Raw genomic sequence first — 20629 nt, forward strand, 5'->3', positions numbered from 1 at the left:
GGCACAGGATACGGGCGGCCCCCACCCCGTTACGAATCGATACCGCATCCCGGCATCCGTTGACCGGCCCGCGGCAGGTCGGCATCACTGAGCCCATGAACGAGAACGATCAGCAGACGGCTCAGTCCCCCGTACCGGGCTCCTCCCTCCCCTACGCGGCGTCGCCGTCACGGCCGCCGTCCAAGGCGAAGCGCACCCTGTGGGTCGTCGCGGGAGCACTCGTGATGGCGGCGAGCGTGCTGGGCGGACGACTGGCCATGAACGCGTTACTGGCCCCCGCCGAGCCGGAGGCGGCGAGCGCACCCGGACCGCAGCGATCGGAACCCGCCGCGGCCCCCGAACCGGCCGACTCGGGCCGCTACCGCCTGGCACCGCCCGCCGCCTTCCAGGGGCTGACGCTCCAGGACTCCGGCCCGCGGGTCGATGCCATCAAGCAGGGCCAGGGCCCGGCGAAGCCCGGCACGACGCCCGTGGCCGTCGTGTACGCGGACGAGGAGGGCCAGGCGCAGCTCGTCGTCAGCGGTGTGGCCGGGCGCTTCGGCGCCGTGGATCCGGCTGCGGCGCTGGACAGCGGCTTCCTCGCCCTGCAGATCGAGCACGGGCAGATCCTCGACCACGACGCGGGCTCGCCCGCGGGCGCCGTCATGCGCTGCGGCACTCCCACGCTCCAACGCGTGACGGTCCCGCTCTGCATGTGGGCCGACCACAGCACGCTGGTGACGGTCACCGTCCCCATCGAGAACGAGCCGCCCACGACCGGCGAACTCGCCGCCCGGACAAAGGCGCTGCGCGAGGCGATGCAGGTCCCCGCGTCGTAGTTCGGTAACGCCGAGGCCCCCGGGGCACGGATCCTCGCGTCCTTCCGACAGGATGTGAGCAACATAAGTAGTTCCTAAGGGGGACGCGGGTATGAGTTACAACCAGCCAGGTCCGTACGGCGGCCAGCAGCCGCAGCAGCCGGGACCGTACGGCCAGCAGCCGCCGCAGCCCGGGTACGGCTACCCGCAGCAGCAGCCCGGCTACCAGCAGCCGGGCTACCCGCAGACGCCCCCGCCGCCGCCGGCCCCGGGCTACGGCTACCCCCAGCAGCCGGGCGTCCCCCCGCAGGGCTACCAGCAGCAGCCCCCGCAGCAGCCCGGCTACCCCCAGCCCGGCTACCAGCAGCCCCCGAAGAAGTCCAAGACGGGCGTGATCGTCCTCTCGGTGGTCCTCGCGATCGCGGTCATCGGCGGCGCGGGCTGGTACTTCACGAAGGGCGGCGGCGGCGCGAGCGGCGACGTGGCCGCGGACACGAAGGGCTACAAGCTGGTCTACCCGGCTTCGGTCGACGAGTACCAGAAGGACCCCGCGTCGCCCACGACGCCCGACACCCCGCTCACCGGCGAGGCCAAGACCACCGCCGAGGCGCTCGGGGTGAAGAACCCGCACAACACGTCGGCCTCGTACAAGAGCGGCACGGGCGCAACGGTCAAGCAGGTCACCGCCTACGGCATCTGGGGCGAGATCGACGACCCCTCGAAGGCGGTGGACGCGTACTTCGCCAGCATCGCGGTAGCGAGCAAGAAGAACGCGGCCACCGGCTTCACCTACGAACTCGCCGGCACGCCGAAGGAGTTCACCCCGGCCGGCTTCAAGGGCGCCGTGATGAAGTGCGTCAACCTCAAGATGGCGGCGACGAAGAACGTCAAGCCGGGCGAGCCGAGTTCGGCCCTCATCCCCACCTGCGTCTGGGGCGACCACTCCACGCTGGGCGCCACCAACCGGATGGACATGGCCTCGATCCTGGTCGGCGGCAGCAGCGGCAGCCTCGACGACGTGGCGAAGACCGCCGGGAAGCTCTACAACACGAGCCGCACGAAGGTCTGATAGCCAGAGGGGCTCGGCCAATTGCGCGGGCCCCTCCGTATCGGCTTCTTCATTAGCTGTTTGCCTGACTACAGGCCTCCCTAGCGTCGCTGGGCTTCACACCTGCCTGCACCAGCAAGACGTAGCATCCCTGCTCTCCCACCCATCCCGTCTCACCCGTATCGCACGCTCCCTGCACCCTCGGGCCAACGATGTAGCCCACGTTGCTCAGGAATTGACGGCAGTCATACGTATCCGCCGATGCCGCCGAAGCCGAATCGCAGGGGTCAAAGTCCTGAACGGTCATGACACGCGAAGGGGCGCCCCGGATGATCCGGGGCGCCCCTTCGCGCGTTGCGTGCGGCGGTCGTTACGCCGACTTCTCCTGCGGGCCCTGGTCCTTCGGGACGATCCGCGGGACCAGCGTGGGGTTCACGTTGGAGCGGACGACCTCGGAGGTGACGACGACGCGGGCCACGTCCTTGCGGGACGGGACCTCGTACATCACCGACATCAGGACCTCTTCCATGATGGCGCGCAGGCCGCGCGCGCCGGTCTGGCGGAGGATCGCCTGGTCCGCGATGGCTTCGAGCGCCTCGCGCTCGAAGTCCAGCTCGACACCGTCGAGTTCGAACAGCCGTTGGTACTGCTTCACCAGGGCGTTACGCGGCTCGATCAGGATCTGCAGCAGGGCCTCGCGGTCCAGGTTGTGCACCGAGGTGATGACGGGGAGACGGCCGATGAACTCGGGGATCATCCCGAACTTCACCAGGTCCTCCGGCATGACCTCGTGGAACTGGTCGCTGGCCTCGATCTCGCGCTTCGAGCGGATCGTCGCCCCGAAGCCGATGCCCTTGGCGCCGGCGCGCGACTCGATGATCTTCTCCAGGCCGGAGAAGGCTCCGCCCACGATGAAGAGCACGTTCGTCGTGTCGATCTGGATGAATTCCTGGTGCGGGTGCTTCCGGCCGCCCTGCGGCGGGACGGAGGCGGTCGTGCCCTCCAGGATCTTCAGCAGGGCCTGCTGGACGCCCTCGCCCGACACGTCGCGCGTGATCGACGGGTTCTCGCTCTTGCGAGCCACCTTGTCGATCTCGTCGATGTAGATGATCCCGGTCTCGGCCTTCTTGACGTCGTAGTCCGCGGCCTGGATCAGCTTGAGCAGGATGTTCTCGACGTCCTCGCCGACGTACCCGGCCTCCGTCAGCGCCGTCGCGTCGGCGATGGCGAACGGGACGTTGAGCATGCGGGCGAGCGTCTGGGCCAGCAGCGTCTTGCCGGAACCCGTGGGTCCCAGCAGGAGGATGTTGGACTTCGCGAGCTCGATCGCGTCGTCCCGGCCCTGCGCGCCGCCGTTCTCGCCGGCCTGGACGCGCTTGTAGTGGTTGTACACCGCGACGGAGAGCGCCTTCTTCGCCGGCTCCTGGCCGACGACGTAGCCCTCCAGGAACTCGTAGATCTCGCGAGGCTTGGGGAGTTCCTCCCACCTGACCTCGGAGGTCTCGGCCAGTTCCTCTTCGATGATCTCGTTGCAGAGGTCGATGCACTCGTCGCAGATGTACACACCGGGACCTGCGATGAGCTTCTTCACCTGCTTCTGGCTCTTTCCGCAGAACGAGCACTTGAGCAGGTCGCCACCATCACCGATGCGTGCCACGAGGTGCTTCCCCTTCGCCTGGGAGACGCCTGGTTCAGCGCTCCTGGTGCCTCTATCCGACGGTACCTTGCCAAGTGCCCCCTGCGGGGCCCCCTTGACGTGGTTCACATCGCCTTCTGCGACGGTCGCCCACGCCAAGGGGCGGCAAGGATCAGACCGCGTTGCTCTTGCGGGTGGAGACGATCTGGTCGATCAGGCCGTACGCCAGGGCGTCCTCGGCCGTCAGGATCTTGTCGCGCTCGATGTCGTCGCGGATCTTCTCCAGCGGCGTCGTCGAGTGCTTGGCCAGCATGGTCTCCAGCTGGTCGCGCATGCGCAGGATCTCGTTGGCCGCGATCTCCAGGTCGGAGAGCTGCTCGCGACCGGTGCCGCCGGACGGCTGGTGGATCAGCACGCGGGCGTTCGGCAGCGCCATGCGCTTGCCGGGGGTACCGGCGGCCAGCAGGACGGCGGCGGCGGAGGCCGCCTGGCCCATGCAGACCGTCTGGATGTCCGGCTTCACGAACTGCATCGTGTCGTAGATCGCCGTCAGCGCGGTGAAGGAGCCACCGGGGCTGTTGATGTAGATGGAGATGTCGCGGTCCGGGTCCATCGACTCCAGGCACAGCAGCTGCGCCATGACGTCGTTGGCGGAGGCGTCGTCGATCTGCACGCCGAGGAAGATCACGCGCTCCTCGAAGAGCTTCGCGTACGGGTCGTACTCGCGCACGCCCTGCGAGGTGCGCTCGACGAAGCGCGGGATGACGTAGCGGTTGTCCACCTGCGGACCGGTGTGGAGGCCGCTCGCGGGAGAGAGGTTGTTCATGTACATCGGGGTTTTCACCATCCTGGTGGCGTTCTACGGCTGTCGGCTGGGTGCGAGCGGTCGTCGCCGGGGTCCGGGACCCCGGCGCTGCCCGGGGATCAGGCCCCGGTGCCACCGCCGCCCGGAACGTTGGACGCGGCCGAGATGATCTCGTCGATCAGGCCGTACTCCTTGGCCTCCTCGGACGTGAACCAACGGTCGCGGTCGCCGTCGCGGATGATCGCTTCGACCGTCTGGCCCGAGTGGAACGCGGTGATCTCGGCCATGCGCTGCTTGGTGCGCAGCAGGTACTGGGCCTGGATCTTGATATCCGAGGCGGTGCCGCCGATGCCCGCGGAACCCTGGTGCATCAGGATGTCGGTGTTCGGCAGGGCGAAACGCTTGCCCTTGGAGCCGCCGGTGAGCAGGAACTGGCCCATCGAGGCCGCCATGCCCATGCCGATGGTGACGACGTCGTTCGGGATGTACTGCATGGTGTCGTAGACGGCCATGCCGGCCGTCACCGAGCCACCGGGGCTGTTGATGTACAGGTAGATGTCCTTCTCCGGCTCGGCGGCCAGGAGGAGGAGCTGCGCCGTGATCTTGTTGGCGATGTCGTCGTCGACCTGCTGGCCGAGGAAGATGATGCGCTCGCCGAGCAGCCGGTTGTAGACATGGTCGCCGAGGCCGCCACCGATGGACGGCTCACCCGCGGCGTAAGGCTTCAGATTCGTCACGTATCCACCTGCTCGTCTCCGACGGCTCACGTGCCGTCTCAGCGTCTCTTTCAGGGGCCGCGGCTCGGCCGATGCGGACTTGTCCGCCGGCGTCCGGGTACTCCCGCAACCCTCGTATTCATGGACCCTAACGCGCAGGTCGGACAACGCCATCCCGCTTCCCGAACTGTTCGCTCGGAGCGCAAGCTCCGGAGCCCCGCGCGAGGCGAAGCCGAAGGGCCCGGGCGCATCCGCGTCCGGGCCCTTCGGGCACTGCTCACAAGCCTCGCGGGAGGACCGTGACCGGCCCCCCGCCTGGGCTTACTTGGCCTCTTCGGCCTCGTCGGCGTCGGCAGCGTCGGCGTCGACCGCGGCCTCGACCGTCTCGGCGGCCTGCTCCTCGTCCTCGTCGGACAGGTCGACCTCGACACCGTTGGTGTCGGTCACCTTGGCGGCCTCGACGACGACCGCGAGGGCCTTGCCGCGGGCGACCTCGCCGACCAGCATCGGGACCTGGCCGCCTTCGACGACGGCCTGGGCGAACTGGTCCGGGGACATGCCGGAGGACTGCGCGCGACGCATGAGGTGCTCGGTGAGCTCCTCCTGGTTCACGTTCAGCTTCTCCTTGTTGACCAGCTCGTCGAGGAGGAACTGGGTCTTGATGCCCTTGATCGCCTGCTCGCGCGTCTCGGCGTCGAACTCCTCGACCGTCTTGCCCTGGATCTCCAGGTACTTCTCGATGGTCAGGCCCATCTGGCCCAGCTGGTGGTGCTCCAGGCTGTGCTTACGGGTGTTGACCTCGTCCTCGAGGAGCTTCTCGGGGATCGGGACCTCGGCGAGCTCCAGGAACTTCTCCAGCACGCGCTCCTGGGCCTGGGTGGCCTGGTCGTACTGCTTCATGTTCTCGAGGCGCTTGCGGCTGTCGGCCTTCATGTCCGCCAGCGTGTCGAACTCGCTCGCGGTCTGGGCGAACTCGTCGTCCAGCTCCGGCAGCTCGCGGGCGGAGACCTTGGTGACCTTCACGGTGACCTCGGCGTCCTTGCCCTCGGCGGAACCGCCCTTGAGCTGCGAGGTGAAGGTGGCCTCGCCACCGGCCTCCAGGCCGGTCACGGCCTCGTCGATGCCTTCGAGCAGCTCGCCCGAGCCGATGGTGTACGAGACGTCGGAAGCGACGCCGTCCTCGAGGACCTCACCGTCGACCTTGGCTTCGAGGTCGATCGTCACGACGTCGCCCTCGGCGGCGGCGCGCTCGACGACGTTGGTGGTCGCGAAGCGGCCGCGAAGCTGCTCGATCGACTTCTCGACGTCCTCGTCGGTGACCTCGACCGCGTCGACCTCGACCTCGATGCCGGAGTAGTCCGGGATCTCGACGGTCGGGCGGACGTCGACCTCGGCGGTGAAGGCCAGCAGTTCGCCGTCCTTCAGCTCCGTGATGTCGACCTCGGGCTGACCCAGCGGGTTGACCTCGGCTTCGTTGACCGCCTCGGTGTAGAACTTCGGGAGGGCGTCGTTGACGGCCTCCTCCAGCACAGCACCGCGGCCGAAGCGCTGGTCGATGACTCGGGCCGGGATCTTGCCCTTGCGGAAGCCCTTCACCGTGACCTGCTGGTTGATCTTCTTGTACGCCGCGTCGAGGCTGTCCTTGAGCTCCTCGAAGGGCACCTCAACAGTGAACCGAACCCGAGTAGGGTTCAGGGTCTCCACGGCGCTCTTCACGGTTAGGTCTCCTTGTGGCTGACTGCTGGGGTTCTGCTGACGCTGCGATTCAGCGGTTCAGCGGATCGGGCCCGGTACATCAGACACACGGGCACGCAGCTTGCATAGTAACCGCAAGCGGTAAGCAGCCCACAACGCGATCTTCATGTCGACGACGAGCGCCCACTGCCGAAGGCGGCCCCGCCGGGCACCTCGGGGCCCGGCGACGACGGTGCTGGTGGTGCTCGTGCGGTGATGCCACAGGCGCCTCGCGGCGATGCCGCGTGATGTTGGTCGGGGTGGCCGGATTCGAACCGACGACCTTCCGCTCCCAAAGCGGACGCGCTACCAAGCTGCGCCACACCCCGTCGGTGCGACACGTAGGGTACATGCCCGGAGACGTTCCGGAGCGCGCGCGTGAGAGAACGCGTGAAGGAGCCCGGGACACGTGGCCGGGAACGCGGTGTGCGATCGCCCGCCGGAACCGGCTAGGATGCTGCGTGTGCCACGGTCGGTGACCTGCGGTACGCACTGTGCGGGCGTAGCTCAATGGTAGAGCCCTAGTCTTCCAAACTAGCTACGCGGGTTCGATTCCCGTCGCCCGCTCTTGATGAACGAAGGGCCAGGTCAGAGGACGTTTCCTCGGACCTGGCCCTTCGGCGTTCGCGGGGTCGGCGATCAGGTCGCCGTGCCCCCCGCGTGCCCCTTGCCACGCACAGGGAATGGATCATCCGCAACGCCAAGGGGCGGAAGTTCGTCCACGAGCCTGCGGCGGAAGCCTTCGGGGAATTGCACGAGTACGGCGAGGGAGCCGTCGTGCTGACCCGCCAGGTCTACCGGGGCATGTTCCGCACCAAGCCCGTCACCGACTGGCAAGAGGTCCCGCCGCCCACCGCCGATCCCGACGTCGAGGGCTGATCCCCCTCACAGCACGAGGACCTAAGGGTTGAGGGCTTCTCGGGCGGCCTCCACGAAGGCATCACGGGTGCCCCGTGCTGCCCTTCTACGCTGGTCCGTCAGCGCTCGCTGCTCGGCAATGTGGTCGGGGGTACCGGAGTGCAGAGCATCATTGAGGCGACGGGTCGCACTCCAAAAGCCGTTCACTGTCTCGTAGAGATCGCGTACGGCTACCCCAACCGTCGGGGGACCCTCAAGGAAGGCCACGTGCATCGTGCTCAAGAGGGTGGCCCGGTCTGCCCGCGCCTCTTCCAGCAGTACTCGGAATGCATCCGAGTCGCCAGCGACCGCGACCATGTCGCCAATCCTGCTGTGCAACGCTCCCGCAGCCTTCGCGAACTCGGCGTATGCCTGGCGTCGCTGCTGGTACCTGTGCTCGACCTGCGCATGGCGAAGTTGCGCTACCTGCATCTCGCGATTCAAACGGGCTTGAGTCCTGGCAGCGACCGTAGTGAACCAACCAGTCGTCGCGCTGGCTAAAACTGCTGAGCCAGCGGCAATCACGGCGGTCCAGGAGGCATCCATGGCGCCGAGGGTATGCGCGGCTCGCTCCAGCAGCTATGTGATCACAGTGGTCAGTCCTCGAACCAGCCCATCAGACGGAGGCGACGCCGCCTTCCGCCAGTAGTCGCCGCAGCCGTTCATCGTCACGCGCCGACTCCAGCCTCAGGAATGGGCACCCACCTTCATCCCGCTGCTGGTTCAACCTTGAGGCAGGTTCGACAGGGCTCGTCCTGAGGCGCGAATACTCGACCTAGATCGAGACGTGTCCCTCACGTGCCTGGTGGAGCGGCAGCATGCGGGTCCTCCGGTCCTCGGCGCGCGAGCAGCCGCGCGGTGCGAGATCGTCTACGAGGTCCCGGTCGGTCGTTGGAGTTGCCGGCGGAGAGGGTGGGTATTGCCATGGACGCGGAGCGAGAGGCTCGCATAGCCGAGGTGGCGGCGAGAGCGCAGCCCGTGTGGGCGGAGAGCCATGACGGCGGGGCGCTGCAAGATTTCCTGAAGGGGATCGGTTGTGACGGCGTGGACGCGGTCATGGTGACGCGGCAGGTGGTCGGATGCAGTCTCGGCGAGGCTCAGGAGATGTTCTTCACCGCGCCCTGCCGGAGCGCCGAGCTGGCCTTCCACAATGCGTTCATGGAGGGCCTTGAGCGGTCTCAGGGCGACGTCTGAGCGCCGGGCGAAAGTGCGCGACAAGTCAAGGCAACGCCGTTAGCTTCCTCGGCATGACCAGCAACGAGCCGACCTGTCCGGAGTGCGGTCGAGTCATGGAGTTCGGCGGATTCGTGCTCTGCCGGAGGAAGGACGACGACAAGCGCGTCTGTCGGGGTGTGTGGAAATGCCCGGAGCCGCATGTCTGGTGGAACTGGGCCGACCGTCCGCACGAGACGTTGGAGCCGTGTCCGATGCCGGACATTTTCGACTGACACTCGTGTCTGCGCGGGGCTTGGCTGGTGAGGGAGTGGGTGTTTCCCAGGACCTGGCCCTTCGGCGTTCGCGGGGGCGTCAGTAGATGGAGAGCGGTGGTATCCGCACCCGCAGGCCGGCTTCGTGCAATTTCTGCTGCCACTGCGCGTCGATCTCCGCGCGGCCGCGCCGGATCTCGTCCCAGCCTTCGATGGAATCCGGGAGGCGTTCCCCCCTGACCCACGCCCCCAGCAGCATCCGGGTCTCGTTCCTGGCGAGGAAGCCCACCTCGGCGGACGAGTACGCGCCGACGTCGCCCACCGACGCGAGGTCCAGGAAATGGCATATCTCGGTGATGCGTTGGCGCAGTTCGCCGTCGAGGATGAAGGACTGCTCGAAACCGAGGACCTTGACGATCTCGGTGATGCTCAGCACGGTCGCGTCCATGAGCTGGTTCACGAGCCCGATGGGGTTCTCGAGGTAGGCGGAGAGGATCCTTTCCACGGCGCGCATCTCCCGGTCCCGCTTCTCTCTCCTGCCCTCGTCCTCGACGGCCTGGCGGCGAGCCGTCTCGACGTCCTCCAGGTGTTCCAGGCGGGACGTCCTCGCCTGGCGGCGAGCGCCGATCCTGCCCATGGCGTCACCGCCCAGGCCTATCAGCCCGCCGATGAGCACGGCGATGACTGTTCCCCACTCCACGTTCCCTCCCCGTTCCGGAAGGTGCGCGGGGCCCCTCGGGCGGGCTTCGCGCACCGGTCGTGGCGCTGAGGGTATGCGCGCGTGCGGGCGCCGCCGCCGGGGGCTAGAGCTTGATGCCGGCGATCGTGTCCGCGAGGGAGTTGAGGAAGCGGTTCACGTCGGGCGCGATGGAGCTGGACGCCAGGAAGAACCCGAAGAGGGCGGCCACGATCGCGGGGCCCGCCTTGATGTGGTTGCCGCGGATCAGCACCACCAGGATGACCGCCAACAGAACCACCACTGACAGCGAAATGGCCACTACTGATCACACCTTCGGTCGTCCCCTGGTCGGCCCGGGGCCGCGCGGCCACGCGCGTCCCCAGGAACATCGTGCCACCAACGGGCCCCGCCTATCCGCCCGGTGACGACCCTTTCTGTCGACCGGGCCGTTTCAGAGCCCGAGCAGGGACCGGACGCGGGCATATTTGGCCGTCAAACGCGTCCGGGTCGCCTCGTCCAGTACGGACAGCCGGTCGGGGTCCGCGTTGTGGGCGAGGTCCGCCTCCTTGACGAGCCGCGCGCCCGGGGTCGCCAGGATGCGCGCGGTGTACTCCTCGACCGGCTCGTCCGCTCGCTTGGTGACCGCCAGGACCATGTCCTTCACGGACCGCGGGAGGGCCGCGCGCTCCAACCACTCGTGGCTCAGGGCGTCGTCCTCGACCGCGTCGTGCAGCCAGGCCGCCGCCTGCTGCTCGGCGCTGCCGCCGCGGGCCCGGACGCCCTCCGCGACGGCGGCGAGGTGCTCGGCGTAGGGGCGGCCGGCCTTGTCGGTCTGGCCCTCGTGCGCCGCGCGGGCCAGGGCCTCGACCTCGGCCAGGGTGAGGGGCGGGGGCGGGGACGACGGGGGGTGGGCTTCGGTCATGCGATCCCTTCCGCGGCGCGGCGCAGGGCCCGGGCGGCCCGGTGCACGTCGGCGGACGTGGTGCGCCAGTTGGAGAACGCGGCGCGCAGGGCGGGGGTTCCCGCGTGGACGGTGGGGGTGACGAACACTTCGCCGTTCGCGGCCTCCCGCAGGGCGGTCAGGCGGGCCGGGGTGGGATCGGTGGCCAGGGTGAAGCAGACGACGTTCAGCCGGACCGGTGCGAGCAGGGTGAAGGCCGGGTCGGCGTCGAGTTCCGCGCCCAGCTCCCGGGCGCAGGAGATGTCCCGTTCGACGATCTCCCGGTGGCCCTGGCGACCGTACGCGCGCAGCGTGAACCAGGCCGCCAGGGCGCGCAGTCGGTGGGAGTTCTCGGGGGTGAGGTGGACGAGGTCGGGCTCGTCCCCGAGCGGGCCGAGGTAGGCGGCGGCGTTCTGGAAGACGCGGGCCTGGAGGTCGCGGCGGCGGGTGAACAGGACGGCGCTGTCGTAGGGGACGTTGAGCCACTTGTGGAGGTCGACGGTGACGGAGTCGGCGGCGTCGAGCCCGTCCGTGAGGTGGGCGTGCTCCGGCGAGAGGGCGGCGAAGGCGCCGAACGCGGCGTCGGTGTGCAGCCAGAAGTCGTGGCGTTCGCGCAGTGCGGCGACGGCGCGGAGGTCGTCGAAGTCGACGGTGTTGACGGTGCCGGCGTTGGCGACGACCACGCAGGGGCCGGGGGCGTCGGCGAGGGCGCGCTCCAGGGCGGCCGGGTCCACGGCTTCGCGGCCGGGCAGGGTCGGCACGGTCACCAGGGCCGAGCGGCCGAGGCCGAGGACGGCGAGGGCCTTGGCGATGGAGGAGTGCGGGGCGCCGGAGAGGACCCGGACGGGGCCGAGGGCGGCGGCGCCGTCTTCGGCCGGGGAGACGCCGGCGCGCTCGCCGAGCCACTCGCGGGCGATGGCGAGGCCGGTGGTGTTGGACATGGTGGCGCCGCTGACGAAGGTGCCGGTGTGGGCGTCGGTGAGGCCGAAGAGGTCGCGCAGCCAGGTGGTGGTCTCGCGCTCCAGGTCCTGGCCGGCGGGGTCGAGGGCGGAGTTGGAGTTCTGGTCGTGGGTGGCGGTCAGCCAGTCCCCGGCCAGGGCGGCGGGGGTGGCGCCGCCGGTGACGAAGCCGAGGTAGCGGGGGCCGGCGGAGGCGGAGAAGCGGGGGGCCCAGCGTTCCTGGAAGGCGGTGAGGGTGTCGGCCAGGCCGGTGCCGAGGTTGGGGAGGGGGGTGGGGGTGGCGGTGGCGGTGGCGGGGGCGGGGTTCGGGGGCGGCGGTACGACGGGACGCTCGGCCAGGGTGGCCAGGGTGGTGGCGGCCGTACGGTGGGTGGCGGCGAGCAGGGCCGGGAGGTCGGCCAGGTCTGCGGCGAGCGTGGGGTCCATGGGGGCACGCTAGGTCGGTCGGTGGTGGGGGCACCGGTCCAATCGCCGGCAAGTGGCCGGGGGCTCCCGGGGGGGCGCGGTCTGTGGGCCCTCCGGGGGCGCCTCTGGGGTGGCGCGGGCCTGGAGCCGACGCTGAGGTCGTATGCCCTCCGGGGGCGCCTCAAACGCCGGCGAGGCTGGAATAGGTGCGGGACTGGACCCGACACCGAGGACATCGACCCTCCGCGGGCGCCTCAAACGCCGGCGAGGCTGGAAGGGGTGCGGGACTCGACCCGACGCCGAGGACATCGGCCCACCGGGGGCGCCTCAAACGTCGGCGGGGCTGGGTTGGTGCCGCGGTCGTGCGCCTATCGGCGGGATTGGTGCGGGGTGGGTGGTCGGTGCGGCGTAGGGTCGCGGGATGGTGGAGCGTTTGGTGGGGAAGGCTCGGTCGGGGCGGGCGGTTGTTGTTGCCGCCCTGTTGGCGGGAGGGCTCGTCGGGTGTGAGACGCCGCCGGCTCCGGCGGCGGCGCCCGGGGCGACCGGGCGGGCGCCGCGGGTGGAGGCGCAGGCCTGCCCGGAGGGCGGTGTCCGGATCGTCGAGGGGCAGGGCGACGCCGCGATGGGGTTGCGGGTCGGGCGGCTGGAGCTGGTCAACTGCGCCGCCGCGCCGTACCGCTTGGAGGGCTTCCCGGAGGTACGGGTGCTCGACGCGGACGCCCGGCAGGCAGAGGTCTCGGTGGTGCACGGTTCCGCCGGGATCACCACCGGCGTGACCGGCATGGACCAGCCCCCGCAGCCCGTGGTCCTCATGCCCGGGGAGGCCGCGAGCTTCCCGCTGCTCTGGCGGAACACGGTCACCGACGGGACCACGGTCGACGGGCGCTACGTCGAGGTGGTGCCGCGGCCGGGCGCCCCCGCGCTCCGGCTGAAGCTCGTGGAGCCCCTCGACCTCGGGACCACCGGGAAGCTGGGCATCGGCCCGTGGCAGGGCGCGCGGACCGCGCCGTGATCGTCTGGCTGAACGGCCCCTTCGGCGGCGGGAAGACGCAGACGGCGCACGAACTGCTGCACCGGTTGCCCGGCAGCGTGCTGTGCGATCCCGAGCACATCGGCTTCGGGTTGCACCGCACGCTGCCGCCCGCGCTCCGCGGGGACTTCCAGGACCTGCCCGCCTGGCGCCGGGGCGTCTTCGAGGTGCTGGACCTGGCCGCGGGCCGGCAGCCGGGGACGGTGCTGGTCCCGATGACCGTCACCGAGCCGCGCTACTTCGCCGAGACGGTCGGCCTGCTGCGCGAACGCGGCCACGACGTACGGCACTTCGCCCTCCTGGCCGACCGCGCGACGGTCCTGCGGCGGCTGCGCGAACGCGGCCTCGGCCGCGGGTTGAAGCGCGAGAGCTTCGCCGTCTCCCGCCTCGACGGAGCCCTGGAGGCCCTGCGCGCACCGGAGTTCGCGGAGCACCTGTGGACGGACCGGCTGCCGGTGTCCGGGGTCGCGGACCGGATCGCCTCGAGCGCGGGCCTGGCGCTGACCCCGAACACCGACGGCCCGTTGCGCGCACGGCTGCGGCGCACGCTCGTCGGCGTGCGCCACATCCGCTTCGACTAGGCCGTCCTCCGCAGGGCATGGCGGGCCGGGAGGGACGTGGCCAGGAGGGCGAGGAGGAGGGCTCCGGCGGCGAAGGAGCCGTAGACCAGCGGCGGGACGTAGGGGGCCTCGCCAGTGAGGGCCTTCGTCATCGGGATCAGGGTGGCGGCGGCGATGGCGGAGCCGAGGGTCAGGCCCGCGCCGGCGACCAGGAGGGCCTCCCAGCGGATCATGCGGAGCACCTGGCGGCGGGTGGAGCCGACGAGGCGCAGCAGGGTCAGCTCGCGGCGCCGGTCCAGGACGGTCATGGCGAGGGTGTTGGCGGCGGCGAGGGCCGCGAAGCCGCCGAGTACGGCCGCCATGACGGTGTTGGCCCAGGCGTTCAGCTGCCGGTCCGTGTCCTGGGCGGTGGCCCAGCCGCTCTTGTCGGTGAGCGTGCCGCCGAGGTCCGCGAGGCCGGGCGAGGCGCCGCGGACGAGGAGTTCGGTGGCTGCGGGTGCGGTGCGGTGCGCGGCGAGGTCGGCGGCGGGGAGGGTGATCTCGCCGAAGCCGAGGCCCCGTTCGTAGACGGCGACGACCTCGGGGGCGGCCCGGACGCCGTCGGGCAGCCGCAGCTCCATCCGGTCGCCCGGGCGCACCCCGACGGCTTCGGCGAGGCTCCGGTCGACGGCGACGGTGCCGGCGCGGAGCGCGCCGAGGGAGCCCGCGCGCACGCCGAGGTCCTGTACGGGGGTGAGGTCGCCGCCGGTGACCTGGGCGGAGGCGCTGCGCAGTTGGGCGCCGCTGCCGGAGCCGACGGGCACGAGGACGGAGGTGCGGCTGACGGGGACGGCCGCGCTGACGCCGGGGAGGGCGGCCGCGCGGGCCGCGGCGTCGGAGGGGAGGCCGGATCCGGCCGGTGCGCTGACGATGTGGTCGGCCAGGAGTCCCGCGGCCTGCTGGTGGCCGGTGGCCCGGTCCGCGCTGGTCTGGAGGAAGACCAGGGTGGAGGAGAAGGCGACGGCCAGCACGATGGGGGTGAGGGCGGAGGCCAGCCTCCGGGCGTTGGTGCGGGAGTTGGCGGCGGCGAGGGCCCCGGCCGGGCCGGTGGCGCGCAGCGGGAGGCCGAGGACCGTGGCGCAGCCGCGGGCGATCAGCGGTCCGAGCAGGGCCACGGCGAGCATGAAGAGCATGACGACGCCGGGTCCGGCGGCGGCCGCTGCGCTCACGGAGCCGCCGGAGGCCAGGCCCGCGCAGGTGAATCCGCCCGCGACGGCGGCGATGCCGAACGCGGTGCGGATCCAGCCGGGGCGCAGGCGTTCCACGGCGGCTTCGGCGAGGGCGGCGCCGGGCCGGATGCGGGCGGGGCGGCGGGCGGCGGCCCAGCCGGCGAGGAGGGCGGTGACGAGGCCGGTGCCGATGGCGCTGACCAGCGGGATCCAGGAGACGGCGAGCTCGACGGGGGCCGGGATCGCGCCCTTGTCCTGGAGCTGCCCGAACCACCAGTGCGCCAGCGCGATGCCGGGCAGGCAGCCCAGGACGCCGGCGAGGGGGGCGACGAGGAGCGCCTCGGTGGCGACGGAGCGGCGGATCTGGCGCGGGGTGGCGCCGACGGCGCGCAGCAGGGCGTACTCGCGGGAGCGTTGGCCGACGCAGAGCGCGATGGCCGCGGCGGCGGTGAAGACGGCGACCAAGGTCGCGGTGCCGCCGAAGGAGGCGCCGAGGGCGATCAGCAGTTCCTTGGCGCCGGCGAGGCGGGCGTCCAGGACGCGGTCGTCGCCGGTCAGGACGTGGGCCCGGGCGCCGACGGCGGCGCGGGCCCGCTCGGCCACGGCCGCGGGGTCGGCGCCGGGCGCGGGCAGGAGCGCGATGGCGTCCAGGGCCCCGGGGTGGCCGGAGAGGGCGCGGGCCTGGTCGTCGGCGAACCAGGCGCCGGGGGCGTCCGTACGCCCGGACACCCGGAATTCCCGCTTCCCCGCCGGGGTGTCGAGGGTGATCCGCTCGGCGCCGCCGGTGGCCGGGCCGCCGAGGACGACCTCGCCGGGGCCGGGGGCGCGGCCGGTGCCGAGCCGGGTGCCGGTGAAGGCCGCGGAGCCCCAGCCGGACGCGGTCATCGGCCCGGCGTCGGAGCGTACGGGGAAGGACACGTCGGGCACGGCCCGACCCAGCGGCGCGAGCTCCGCCAGCAGCCCGGCGTCCACCCGGGCCGCTTCCGGGACCGGGACGGCGAGCTGTTCGGCGTCCTCCCCGCGTCCGGCGGTCATGCGGACCTGCTGGTCGGCGGCGATGACGACGGGGGCGCCCGCGTACCGGGTGGGCGGGACGGCGGCGCGCAGGCCGGTCTCCAGCAGGATGCCGCAGGCGGAGACGATGGCGACGGTCATCAGGAGGGCGAGGAAAGTGCCCACGAAGGCGGCGGGGCGGGCGCGCACGGCGGCCCGCGCGAGGCCGTTGGAACGGGACGGACGGAACATCAGGCAGCTGCTCCCGCGTACGCGGCGGCGCTGGGGCGGGCGGCCCCGCGAGCGGTGAGCGCGGCCATCCGGGCGGCGACGACCGGGGCGGGGCTGCGCGGCAGCCGGTCCGCTATCAGGCCGTCGGCGAGGAAGAGCACCTGGTCGGCGTGGGCGGCGGCGGCCGGGTCGTGGGTGACCATGACCACGGTCGCGCCGAGGCTGTCCACCGCGCCCCGCAGCAGCGCGAGGACCTCGGCCGCGGTGGTGGTGTCCAGGGCGCCGGTGGGCTCGTCGGCGAAGATCACGTCGGGGCGGGTGACCAGGGCCCGGGCGATGGCCACGCGCTGCTGCTGGCCGCCGGAGAGTTCGCCGGGGCGGCGGTGGCCCTTGCCCTCCAGGCCGACCTGGGCGAGGAGGGTGGCGGCGCGGGCGGCGCCGCCGGATGCGGCCCGGCCGCCCGCGAGGCGCAGCGGGAGCAGGACGTTCTGCTCGACGGTGAGCGAGGGCAGCAGGTTGAAGGCCTGGAAGATGAAGCCGAGGCGGCTGCGGCGCAGCTCGGTGAGCTGGTTCTCGTTCATGCCGGTGATCTCGGTGCCGCCGAGGCGGACGGAGCCGGAGCTGGGGTGGTCCAGTCCGGCGGCGCACTGCAGGAAGGTGGACTTGCCGGAGCCGGAGGGGCCCATGACGGCGGTGAAGCTGCCGCGCGGGAGCGTGAGGTCGATGCCGCGCAGGGCCTGGACGGCGGTCGCGCCGCGCCCGTAGGACCGGCGTACGTCGCTCAGCTGGACGGCGGCGGCCGCGGTGGCGGCGTACGGCCCGGGGCCGGGGCCCGCGTCGGACACGTCCCACCCGTCGTTTCCGCCGCGTCCGGCGGGCCCGCTGCCGCGCAGCTGCCGTTCTCTTTGCCGCTTGCCGCGCCCGAACCCCATGATGTGCCGCCTTCCGCGTCTGCCGTCCTGCTCGTGACCTCGACGCTACGGATCGGGCGGGGGCCCCGGCCATGGTGGGAACGGGCCGGTCGGGGGTGGGGCAAACCCCACCACGGGGCCGCCGCCGGGGGTCAGAGGGAGCGTCGGATGAGCAGCAGGGCGCGGTCGTCGTTGACGTCCTTGGCGACCTTCTCGATCAGGTGCCAGGTCGCGCCCTCCCAGCCGGAGGCGACGTAGCGGTCGGCTTCGCCGGTGAGCCGGTCGATGCCCTCGCTGATGTCCCGGTCGGCGGTCTCGACGAGTCCGTCGGTGAAGAGCATCAGGACGTCGCCGCGCTGGAGGTTGCCGTGGGCGGCCACGAAGTCGGCCCCGTCGTAGACGCCGAGGAGCGGTCCCTCGCCGCTCTTCTCCTGCCAGCGGCCGGTGCCCGCGGACAGTTGGAGGGCGGGCAGGTGACCGGCCGAGAGCAGGTCGTAGTCCCCGGTCTCCAGGTCGAGGACGAGGTGGATGGAGGTGGCGAAGCCCTCGTCCCAGTCCTGGCGCAGCAGGTAGCCGTTGGCGGCGGGCAGGAAGTCGGGCGGGGGCAGCGAGCCGAGCAGTCCGCCGAAGGCGCCGGAGAGGAGCAGGGCGCGGGAGCCCGCGTCCATGCCCTTGCCGGAGACGTCGGTGAGGACGACTTCGAGGGTGCGGCCGCCGTTGGTGCGGGCCGCCACGACGAAGTCGCCGGAGAAGGACTGGCCGCCCGCCGGGCGCAGGGCCATCTCGCGGTGCCAGCCGCGCGGCAGGTCGGGCAGCTTGCTCTGGACCCGGATGCGTTCGCGCAGGTCGAAGAGCATGGTGCCGCCGCGTCTCCAGGGCACGCCGACGCGGCTGCGGAACTGGGCGATGACCAGGCCGAAGAAGCCGCAGGCGGCGACGACGAGGATGGTGCCGGGGGTGACCCGGGCGGGCCCTTCGGTGTAGGGGCCGAGGACCAGGGCCTCGACGATCAGCGCGGTCGCGGAGGCGGCGTAGAGGGCGAGCAGGCTGGCGGGGCGCAGCAGCAGGCCGCCCGCGACGATGGGCAGGACGAGGGCCGACGGGGAGAACCAGACGGGCAGGAGCAGCGTGCCCCAGGTGATCGCGGGTACGGTCAGGATCAGGCCGCCGAAGGCGAGCCAGTCCGAGGCGTCGCCCCGGAAGTAGTCCACGGCCGATTTGCGCAGGGCCGTGCGGACCCGGTGCGAACTCTTCCGCAGCCGTGCCGTCAGGGTCTCCATCCGTGCTCCGCCCATTGCTTCGGGACCCTATCCATCCTGACTGTGAGCGCGCAGGGGTACCCCCCGACCGCACGCTGATTTCAGGACCAAATCGGGTCGACCGGGATGGATCGCCCTGGTAGGCATGGCCCTATGGCTCATGAGACACGGGTATTGCGACCCGAAGAATGGGACGGCTGGTACGACCACCTGGAACTGGCGTTCGGGGGCGTGCCGGAAGCGGAGGAAGAGCGTGAACTGTACAGGTCACTGACCGAGGTCGAGCGCTCACTGGGGGTGTGGGACGACGGTACCTGCGTGGCCTCGGCCGGTGCCTTCACCTTCCGGGTGACGGTGCCCGGCGGGGCGCTGGTGCCCGCGGCGGGCGTGACCATGGTCGGCGTGACGCCGACGCACCGGCGCCGGGGGCTGCTGACCGCCCTCATGCGGCGGCAACTCGACGACGTCCGTGCGGGTGGCGAACCGGTCGCCGTGCTGACGGCGTCGGATCCGGCCATCTACGGGCGCTTCGGCTACGGCACCGGGGTGTACTCGCTGGCCGTGGACATCGATACGAGCCGGGTCGGGCTCCGGCTGCCGCCGGGAGCGGACGACGTCCGGATGCGACTGGTGGATCCGGAGCGGGGGCTGGCCGCGTGCGAGGCGGTGTACGCGGAGCTGGTGCCGCGGCGGCCCGGGATGACGGCCCGGCAGCCGGGCTGGGAGCGCCAGGCGCTGCTCGACCCGCCGTCGGGGCGCTCGGGGCGGTCCCCGCTGAAGTGCGTGCTGGCGGAGCGGGGGACGGACGGGAAGGTGGTGGGCTACGCCCGCTACCGGGTGCGTCCGGAGTGGGAGCTGAGCGGTTCGGCCGGTGTGGTCGAGGTCCAGGACCTCGACGCGCTGGACCCGGCGGCGTACGGCGCGCTGTGGGCGTACGTCTTCGGGATCGACCTGACCTGGACGGTACGGGCGACCAAGCGGCCGGTGGATGATCCGCTGCTGCACCTGGTCAGTGACGTGCGCCGGGCGAAGCCGCGCACCCGCGACGCGATGCACGTGCGGCTGGTGGACCTCGGGGCGGCGCTGGAGGCCCGGACGTACGGGGCGCCGCTGGACGTGGTCCTGGAGGTGGAGGACGCCTTCTGCCCCTGGAACGCGGGGCGCTGGCGGCTGACCGGGGACGCGAAGGGGGCGAGCTGCGTGCGGACCGCGGATCCGGCGGAGCTGGCCCTGTCGGTGGCCGAGCTGGGCTCGGCCTACCTGGGCGGGGTCACGCTGACGTCGCTGGCGGGCGCGGGCCGGGTCACCGAGCTGCGGGCGGGCGCCCTGGCGGAGGCCTCGCGGGCCTTCGCCTCGGACCTGGCGCCGTGGCTGCCGCACGGCTTCTAGTGGGAGGTGCCCCCGGGCGGGGCTGAGACAGCCCCCTCAGCCCGGCTGGCAGCCCGGGCACCAGAAGAGGTTGCGGGCGGCGAGGTCGGCGGTGCGGATCTCGCCCCCGCACAACAGGCAGGGCAGGTGGGCGCGCCGGTAGACGTAGACCTCGCCGCCGTGGTCGTCCACGCGCGGCGGGCGGCCCATGGCCTCGGGGGTGTGCTCCGGGCGGACGGTGTCGATGCGGTTCAGCCGGACGCCCTCGCGCATCAGGGCGGCCAGGTCGCTCCAGATCGCGTCCCATTCGGTGCGCGTCAGGTCCCGGCCGGGCCGGTAGGGGTCGATGCCGTGCCGGAAGAGGACCTCGGCGCGGTAGACGTTGCCGACGCCGGCCACGACCTTCTGGTCCATGAGGAGGGCGGCGATCGTGGTGCGGGAGCGGGAGATCCGCGCCCAGGCCCGGTCGGGGTCGTCGGCGGGGCGCAGCGGGTCGGGGCCGAGGCGCTCGTGTATCGCGTGCTTCTCGGCGCCGGTGATCAGCGCGCAGGTGGTGGGGCCGCGCAGGTCGGCGTACTGCTCGTGGCCGACCAGGCGCAGGCGCACGGTGTCGGTGGCGGGCGGGGCGGGGACAGGGCCGAAGCCGTACTTGCCGAAGAGGCCGAGGTGGATGTGGACCCAGTCCCCGGCGGGGCCGTCGAAGCCGAGGAAGAGGTGCTTGCCGTGGGCCTCGGCGGTGTCGAGCTCCCGGCCGTCCAGCAGGGCCGCGCTCTCGGCGAAGCGGCCCTGGGGGCTGCTGACGCGCAGGGCCCGACCGGCGAAGCGCTCGGCGTGGTCCTGGGCGAGGCGGTGGATCGTATGCCCCTCGGGCACGGCGGTACTCCTCGGCGGGAAATCGGAAGAAAGACCGGCTCGGAAACGAAAAACCGGCCGCGGGGGCCCCCGGGGGGGGCGGCCGGGGGCGGGGGAGGCGCCCAGGGGGGGGGGGCCGGGGGGGGGGGGGGGCGAGTATTAAAAAAAAAAAAC

The 20629-nt window shown here is 71.8% G+C and carries 21 protein-coding genes and 2 tRNA genes; 9 read left to right on the top strand and 14 right to left on the bottom strand.

What is annotated here, in order from left to right; genetic code table 11:
• The first annotated feature begins 95 nt into the window (after window positions 1–95).
• Both ACFWAR_RS30360 and ACFWAR_RS30365 read left to right on the top strand, forming a co-directional pair.
• Window positions 96–818, top strand: a complete 723-nt coding sequence (locus tag ACFWAR_RS30360; RefSeq protein ID WP_385783917.1) for a hypothetical protein — start codon at window positions 96–98, stop codon at window positions 816–818.
• A 91-nt stretch (window positions 819–909) separates the two neighbouring features.
• Window positions 910–1866, top strand: coding sequence for a hypothetical protein (locus tag ACFWAR_RS30365; protein ID WP_385783919.1), 957 nt, complete (start codon window positions 910–912; stop codon window positions 1864–1866).
• Between the two features lie 349 nt (window positions 1867–2215).
• On the opposite strand, the gene clpX is transcribed toward ACFWAR_RS30365, so the two are convergent.
• The 5 genes from clpX to ACFWAR_RS30390 all read right to left on the bottom strand — a co-directional run bounded on the left by clpX (window position 2216) and on the right by ACFWAR_RS30390 (window position 7065).
• Complete coding sequence (clpX, locus tag ACFWAR_RS30370; RefSeq protein ID WP_330330389.1) at window positions 2216–3502, bottom strand: ATP-dependent Clp protease ATP-binding subunit ClpX; 1287 nt, start codon at window positions 3500–3502, stop codon at window positions 2216–2218.
• A 151-nt stretch (window positions 3503–3653) separates the two neighbouring features.
• On the bottom strand, window positions 3654–4328 hold the full coding sequence (locus tag ACFWAR_RS30375) for an ATP-dependent Clp protease proteolytic subunit (protein ID WP_330330390.1): 675 nt from the start codon (window positions 4326–4328) through the stop codon (window positions 3654–3656).
• 77 nt (window positions 4329–4405) lie between these two features.
• A complete protein-coding gene (locus ACFWAR_RS30380; protein WP_385783924.1) occupies window positions 4406–5023 on the bottom strand; it encodes an ATP-dependent Clp protease proteolytic subunit in 618 nt (205 codons plus the stop codon).
• Window positions 5024–5323: 300 nt separating this feature from the next.
• Window positions 5324–6718, bottom strand: coding sequence for a trigger factor (gene tig / locus ACFWAR_RS30385; protein ID WP_385783927.1), 1395 nt, complete (start codon window positions 6716–6718; stop codon window positions 5324–5326).
• Between the two features lie 270 nt (window positions 6719–6988).
• Window positions 6989–7065, bottom strand: a tRNA-Pro gene (locus ACFWAR_RS30390).
• A gap of 167 nt (window positions 7066–7232) precedes the next feature.
• Between ACFWAR_RS30390 and ACFWAR_RS30395 the strand changes: the two genes are divergently transcribed.
• Together ACFWAR_RS30395 and ACFWAR_RS30400 are read left to right on the top strand one after the other, a co-directional pair.
• Window positions 7233–7303, top strand: a tRNA-Gly gene (locus ACFWAR_RS30395).
• Between the two features lie 93 nt (window positions 7304–7396).
• Complete coding sequence (locus ACFWAR_RS30400) at window positions 7397–7615, top strand: hypothetical protein (protein WP_385783929.1); 219 nt, start codon at window positions 7397–7399, stop codon at window positions 7613–7615.
• 21 nt (window positions 7616–7636) lie between these two features.
• On the opposite strand, the gene ACFWAR_RS30405 is transcribed toward ACFWAR_RS30400, so the two are convergent.
• Window positions 7637–8065, bottom strand: coding sequence for a hypothetical protein (locus ACFWAR_RS30405; RefSeq protein WP_385783932.1), 429 nt, complete (start codon window positions 8063–8065; stop codon window positions 7637–7639).
• A 492-nt stretch (window positions 8066–8557) separates the two neighbouring features.
• Between ACFWAR_RS30405 and ACFWAR_RS30410 the strand changes: the two genes are divergently transcribed.
• Window positions 8558–8827 carry a hypothetical protein gene (locus tag ACFWAR_RS30410; protein ID WP_385783935.1) on the top strand — a complete coding sequence of 90 codons (270 nt, stop codon included), beginning with the start codon at window positions 8558–8560 and terminating at the stop codon, window positions 8825–8827.
• Between the two features lie 53 nt (window positions 8828–8880).
• Window positions 8881–9081, top strand: coding sequence for a dehydrogenase (locus ACFWAR_RS30415; RefSeq protein WP_385783938.1), 201 nt, complete (start codon window positions 8881–8883; stop codon window positions 9079–9081).
• Between the two features lie 79 nt (window positions 9082–9160).
• Here ACFWAR_RS30415 and ACFWAR_RS30420 read toward each other — a convergent pair whose 3' ends face one another.
• The 4 genes from ACFWAR_RS30420 to ACFWAR_RS30435 all read right to left on the bottom strand — a co-directional run bounded on the left by ACFWAR_RS30420 (window position 9161) and on the right by ACFWAR_RS30435 (window position 12064).
• On the bottom strand, window positions 9161–9760 hold the full coding sequence (locus ACFWAR_RS30420; RefSeq protein WP_385783941.1) for a hypothetical protein: 600 nt from the start codon (window positions 9758–9760) through the stop codon (window positions 9161–9163).
• Window positions 9761–9863: 103 nt separating this feature from the next.
• Window positions 9864–10058 (bottom strand): hypothetical protein, encoded by a 195-nt coding sequence (locus ACFWAR_RS30425; protein WP_354380256.1) that lies wholly within the window; start codon window positions 10056–10058, stop codon window positions 9864–9866.
• Between the two features lie 132 nt (window positions 10059–10190).
• The gene (locus tag ACFWAR_RS30430) at window positions 10191–10661 is read right to left on the bottom strand and encodes an HD domain-containing protein (RefSeq protein WP_385783944.1); all 471 of its coding nucleotides are present in this window, start codon (window positions 10659–10661) and stop codon (window positions 10191–10193) included.
• The gene (locus ACFWAR_RS30435) at window positions 10658–12064 is read right to left on the bottom strand and encodes a pyridoxal phosphate-dependent decarboxylase family protein (protein ID WP_385783948.1); all 1407 of its coding nucleotides are present in this window, start codon (window positions 12062–12064) and stop codon (window positions 10658–10660) included. Before ACFWAR_RS30435 ends, ACFWAR_RS30430 begins: the two co-directional genes overlap by 4 nt.
• 415 nt (window positions 12065–12479) lie before the next feature.
• On the opposite strand from ACFWAR_RS30435, the gene ACFWAR_RS30440 reads away from it, so the two are divergent.
• Together ACFWAR_RS30440 and ACFWAR_RS30445 are read left to right on the top strand one after the other, a co-directional pair.
• Window positions 12480–13055: a DUF4232 domain-containing protein gene (locus tag ACFWAR_RS30440; protein WP_385783951.1), complete on the top strand. Its 576-nt coding sequence runs from the start codon at window positions 12480–12482 to the stop codon at window positions 13053–13055.
• Window positions 13052–13654, top strand: a complete 603-nt coding sequence (locus ACFWAR_RS30445; RefSeq protein ID WP_385783969.1) for an AAA family ATPase — start codon at window positions 13052–13054, stop codon at window positions 13652–13654. The genes ACFWAR_RS30440 and ACFWAR_RS30445 overlap by 4 nt, the downstream gene beginning before the upstream one ends.
• Here ACFWAR_RS30445 and ACFWAR_RS30450 read toward each other — a convergent pair.
• The 3 genes from ACFWAR_RS30450 to ACFWAR_RS30460 form a co-directional block, all read right to left on the bottom strand.
• The gene (locus tag ACFWAR_RS30450; RefSeq protein WP_385783955.1) at window positions 13651–16086 is read right to left on the bottom strand and encodes an FtsX-like permease family protein; all 2436 of its coding nucleotides are present in this window, start codon (window positions 16084–16086) and stop codon (window positions 13651–13653) included. The two genes, ACFWAR_RS30445 and ACFWAR_RS30450, sit on opposite strands and share 4 nt — an antisense overlap.
• Window positions 16086–16997, bottom strand: coding sequence for an ABC transporter ATP-binding protein (locus ACFWAR_RS30455; RefSeq protein WP_385783958.1), 912 nt, complete (start codon window positions 16995–16997; stop codon window positions 16086–16088). The genes ACFWAR_RS30450 and ACFWAR_RS30455 overlap by 1 nt, the downstream gene beginning before the upstream one ends.
• A gap of 131 nt (window positions 16998–17128) precedes the next feature.
• Window positions 17129–18256, bottom strand: a complete 1128-nt coding sequence (locus ACFWAR_RS30460; RefSeq protein ID WP_385783961.1) for a PP2C family protein-serine/threonine phosphatase — start codon at window positions 18254–18256, stop codon at window positions 17129–17131.
• 132 nt (window positions 18257–18388) lie between these two features.
• On the opposite strand from ACFWAR_RS30460, the gene ACFWAR_RS30465 reads away from it, so the two are divergent.
• A complete protein-coding gene (locus tag ACFWAR_RS30465; protein ID WP_385783964.1) occupies window positions 18389–19624 on the top strand; it encodes a GNAT family N-acetyltransferase in 1236 nt (411 codons plus the stop codon).
• Between the two features lie 36 nt (window positions 19625–19660).
• Here the strand turns inward: ACFWAR_RS30465 and ACFWAR_RS30470 are convergent, their stop codons facing one another.
• Window positions 19661–20476, bottom strand: a complete 816-nt coding sequence (locus tag ACFWAR_RS30470) for an Fpg/Nei family DNA glycosylase (RefSeq protein ID WP_385783967.1) — start codon at window positions 20474–20476, stop codon at window positions 19661–19663.
• Between the last annotated feature and the right edge of the window lie 153 nt (window positions 20477–20629).

The sequence above is a fragment of the Streptomyces sp. NPDC059917 genome (genome assembly GCF_042730635.1).
Classification (GTDB): domain Bacteria; phylum Actinomycetota; class Actinomycetes; order Streptomycetales; family Streptomycetaceae; genus Streptomyces.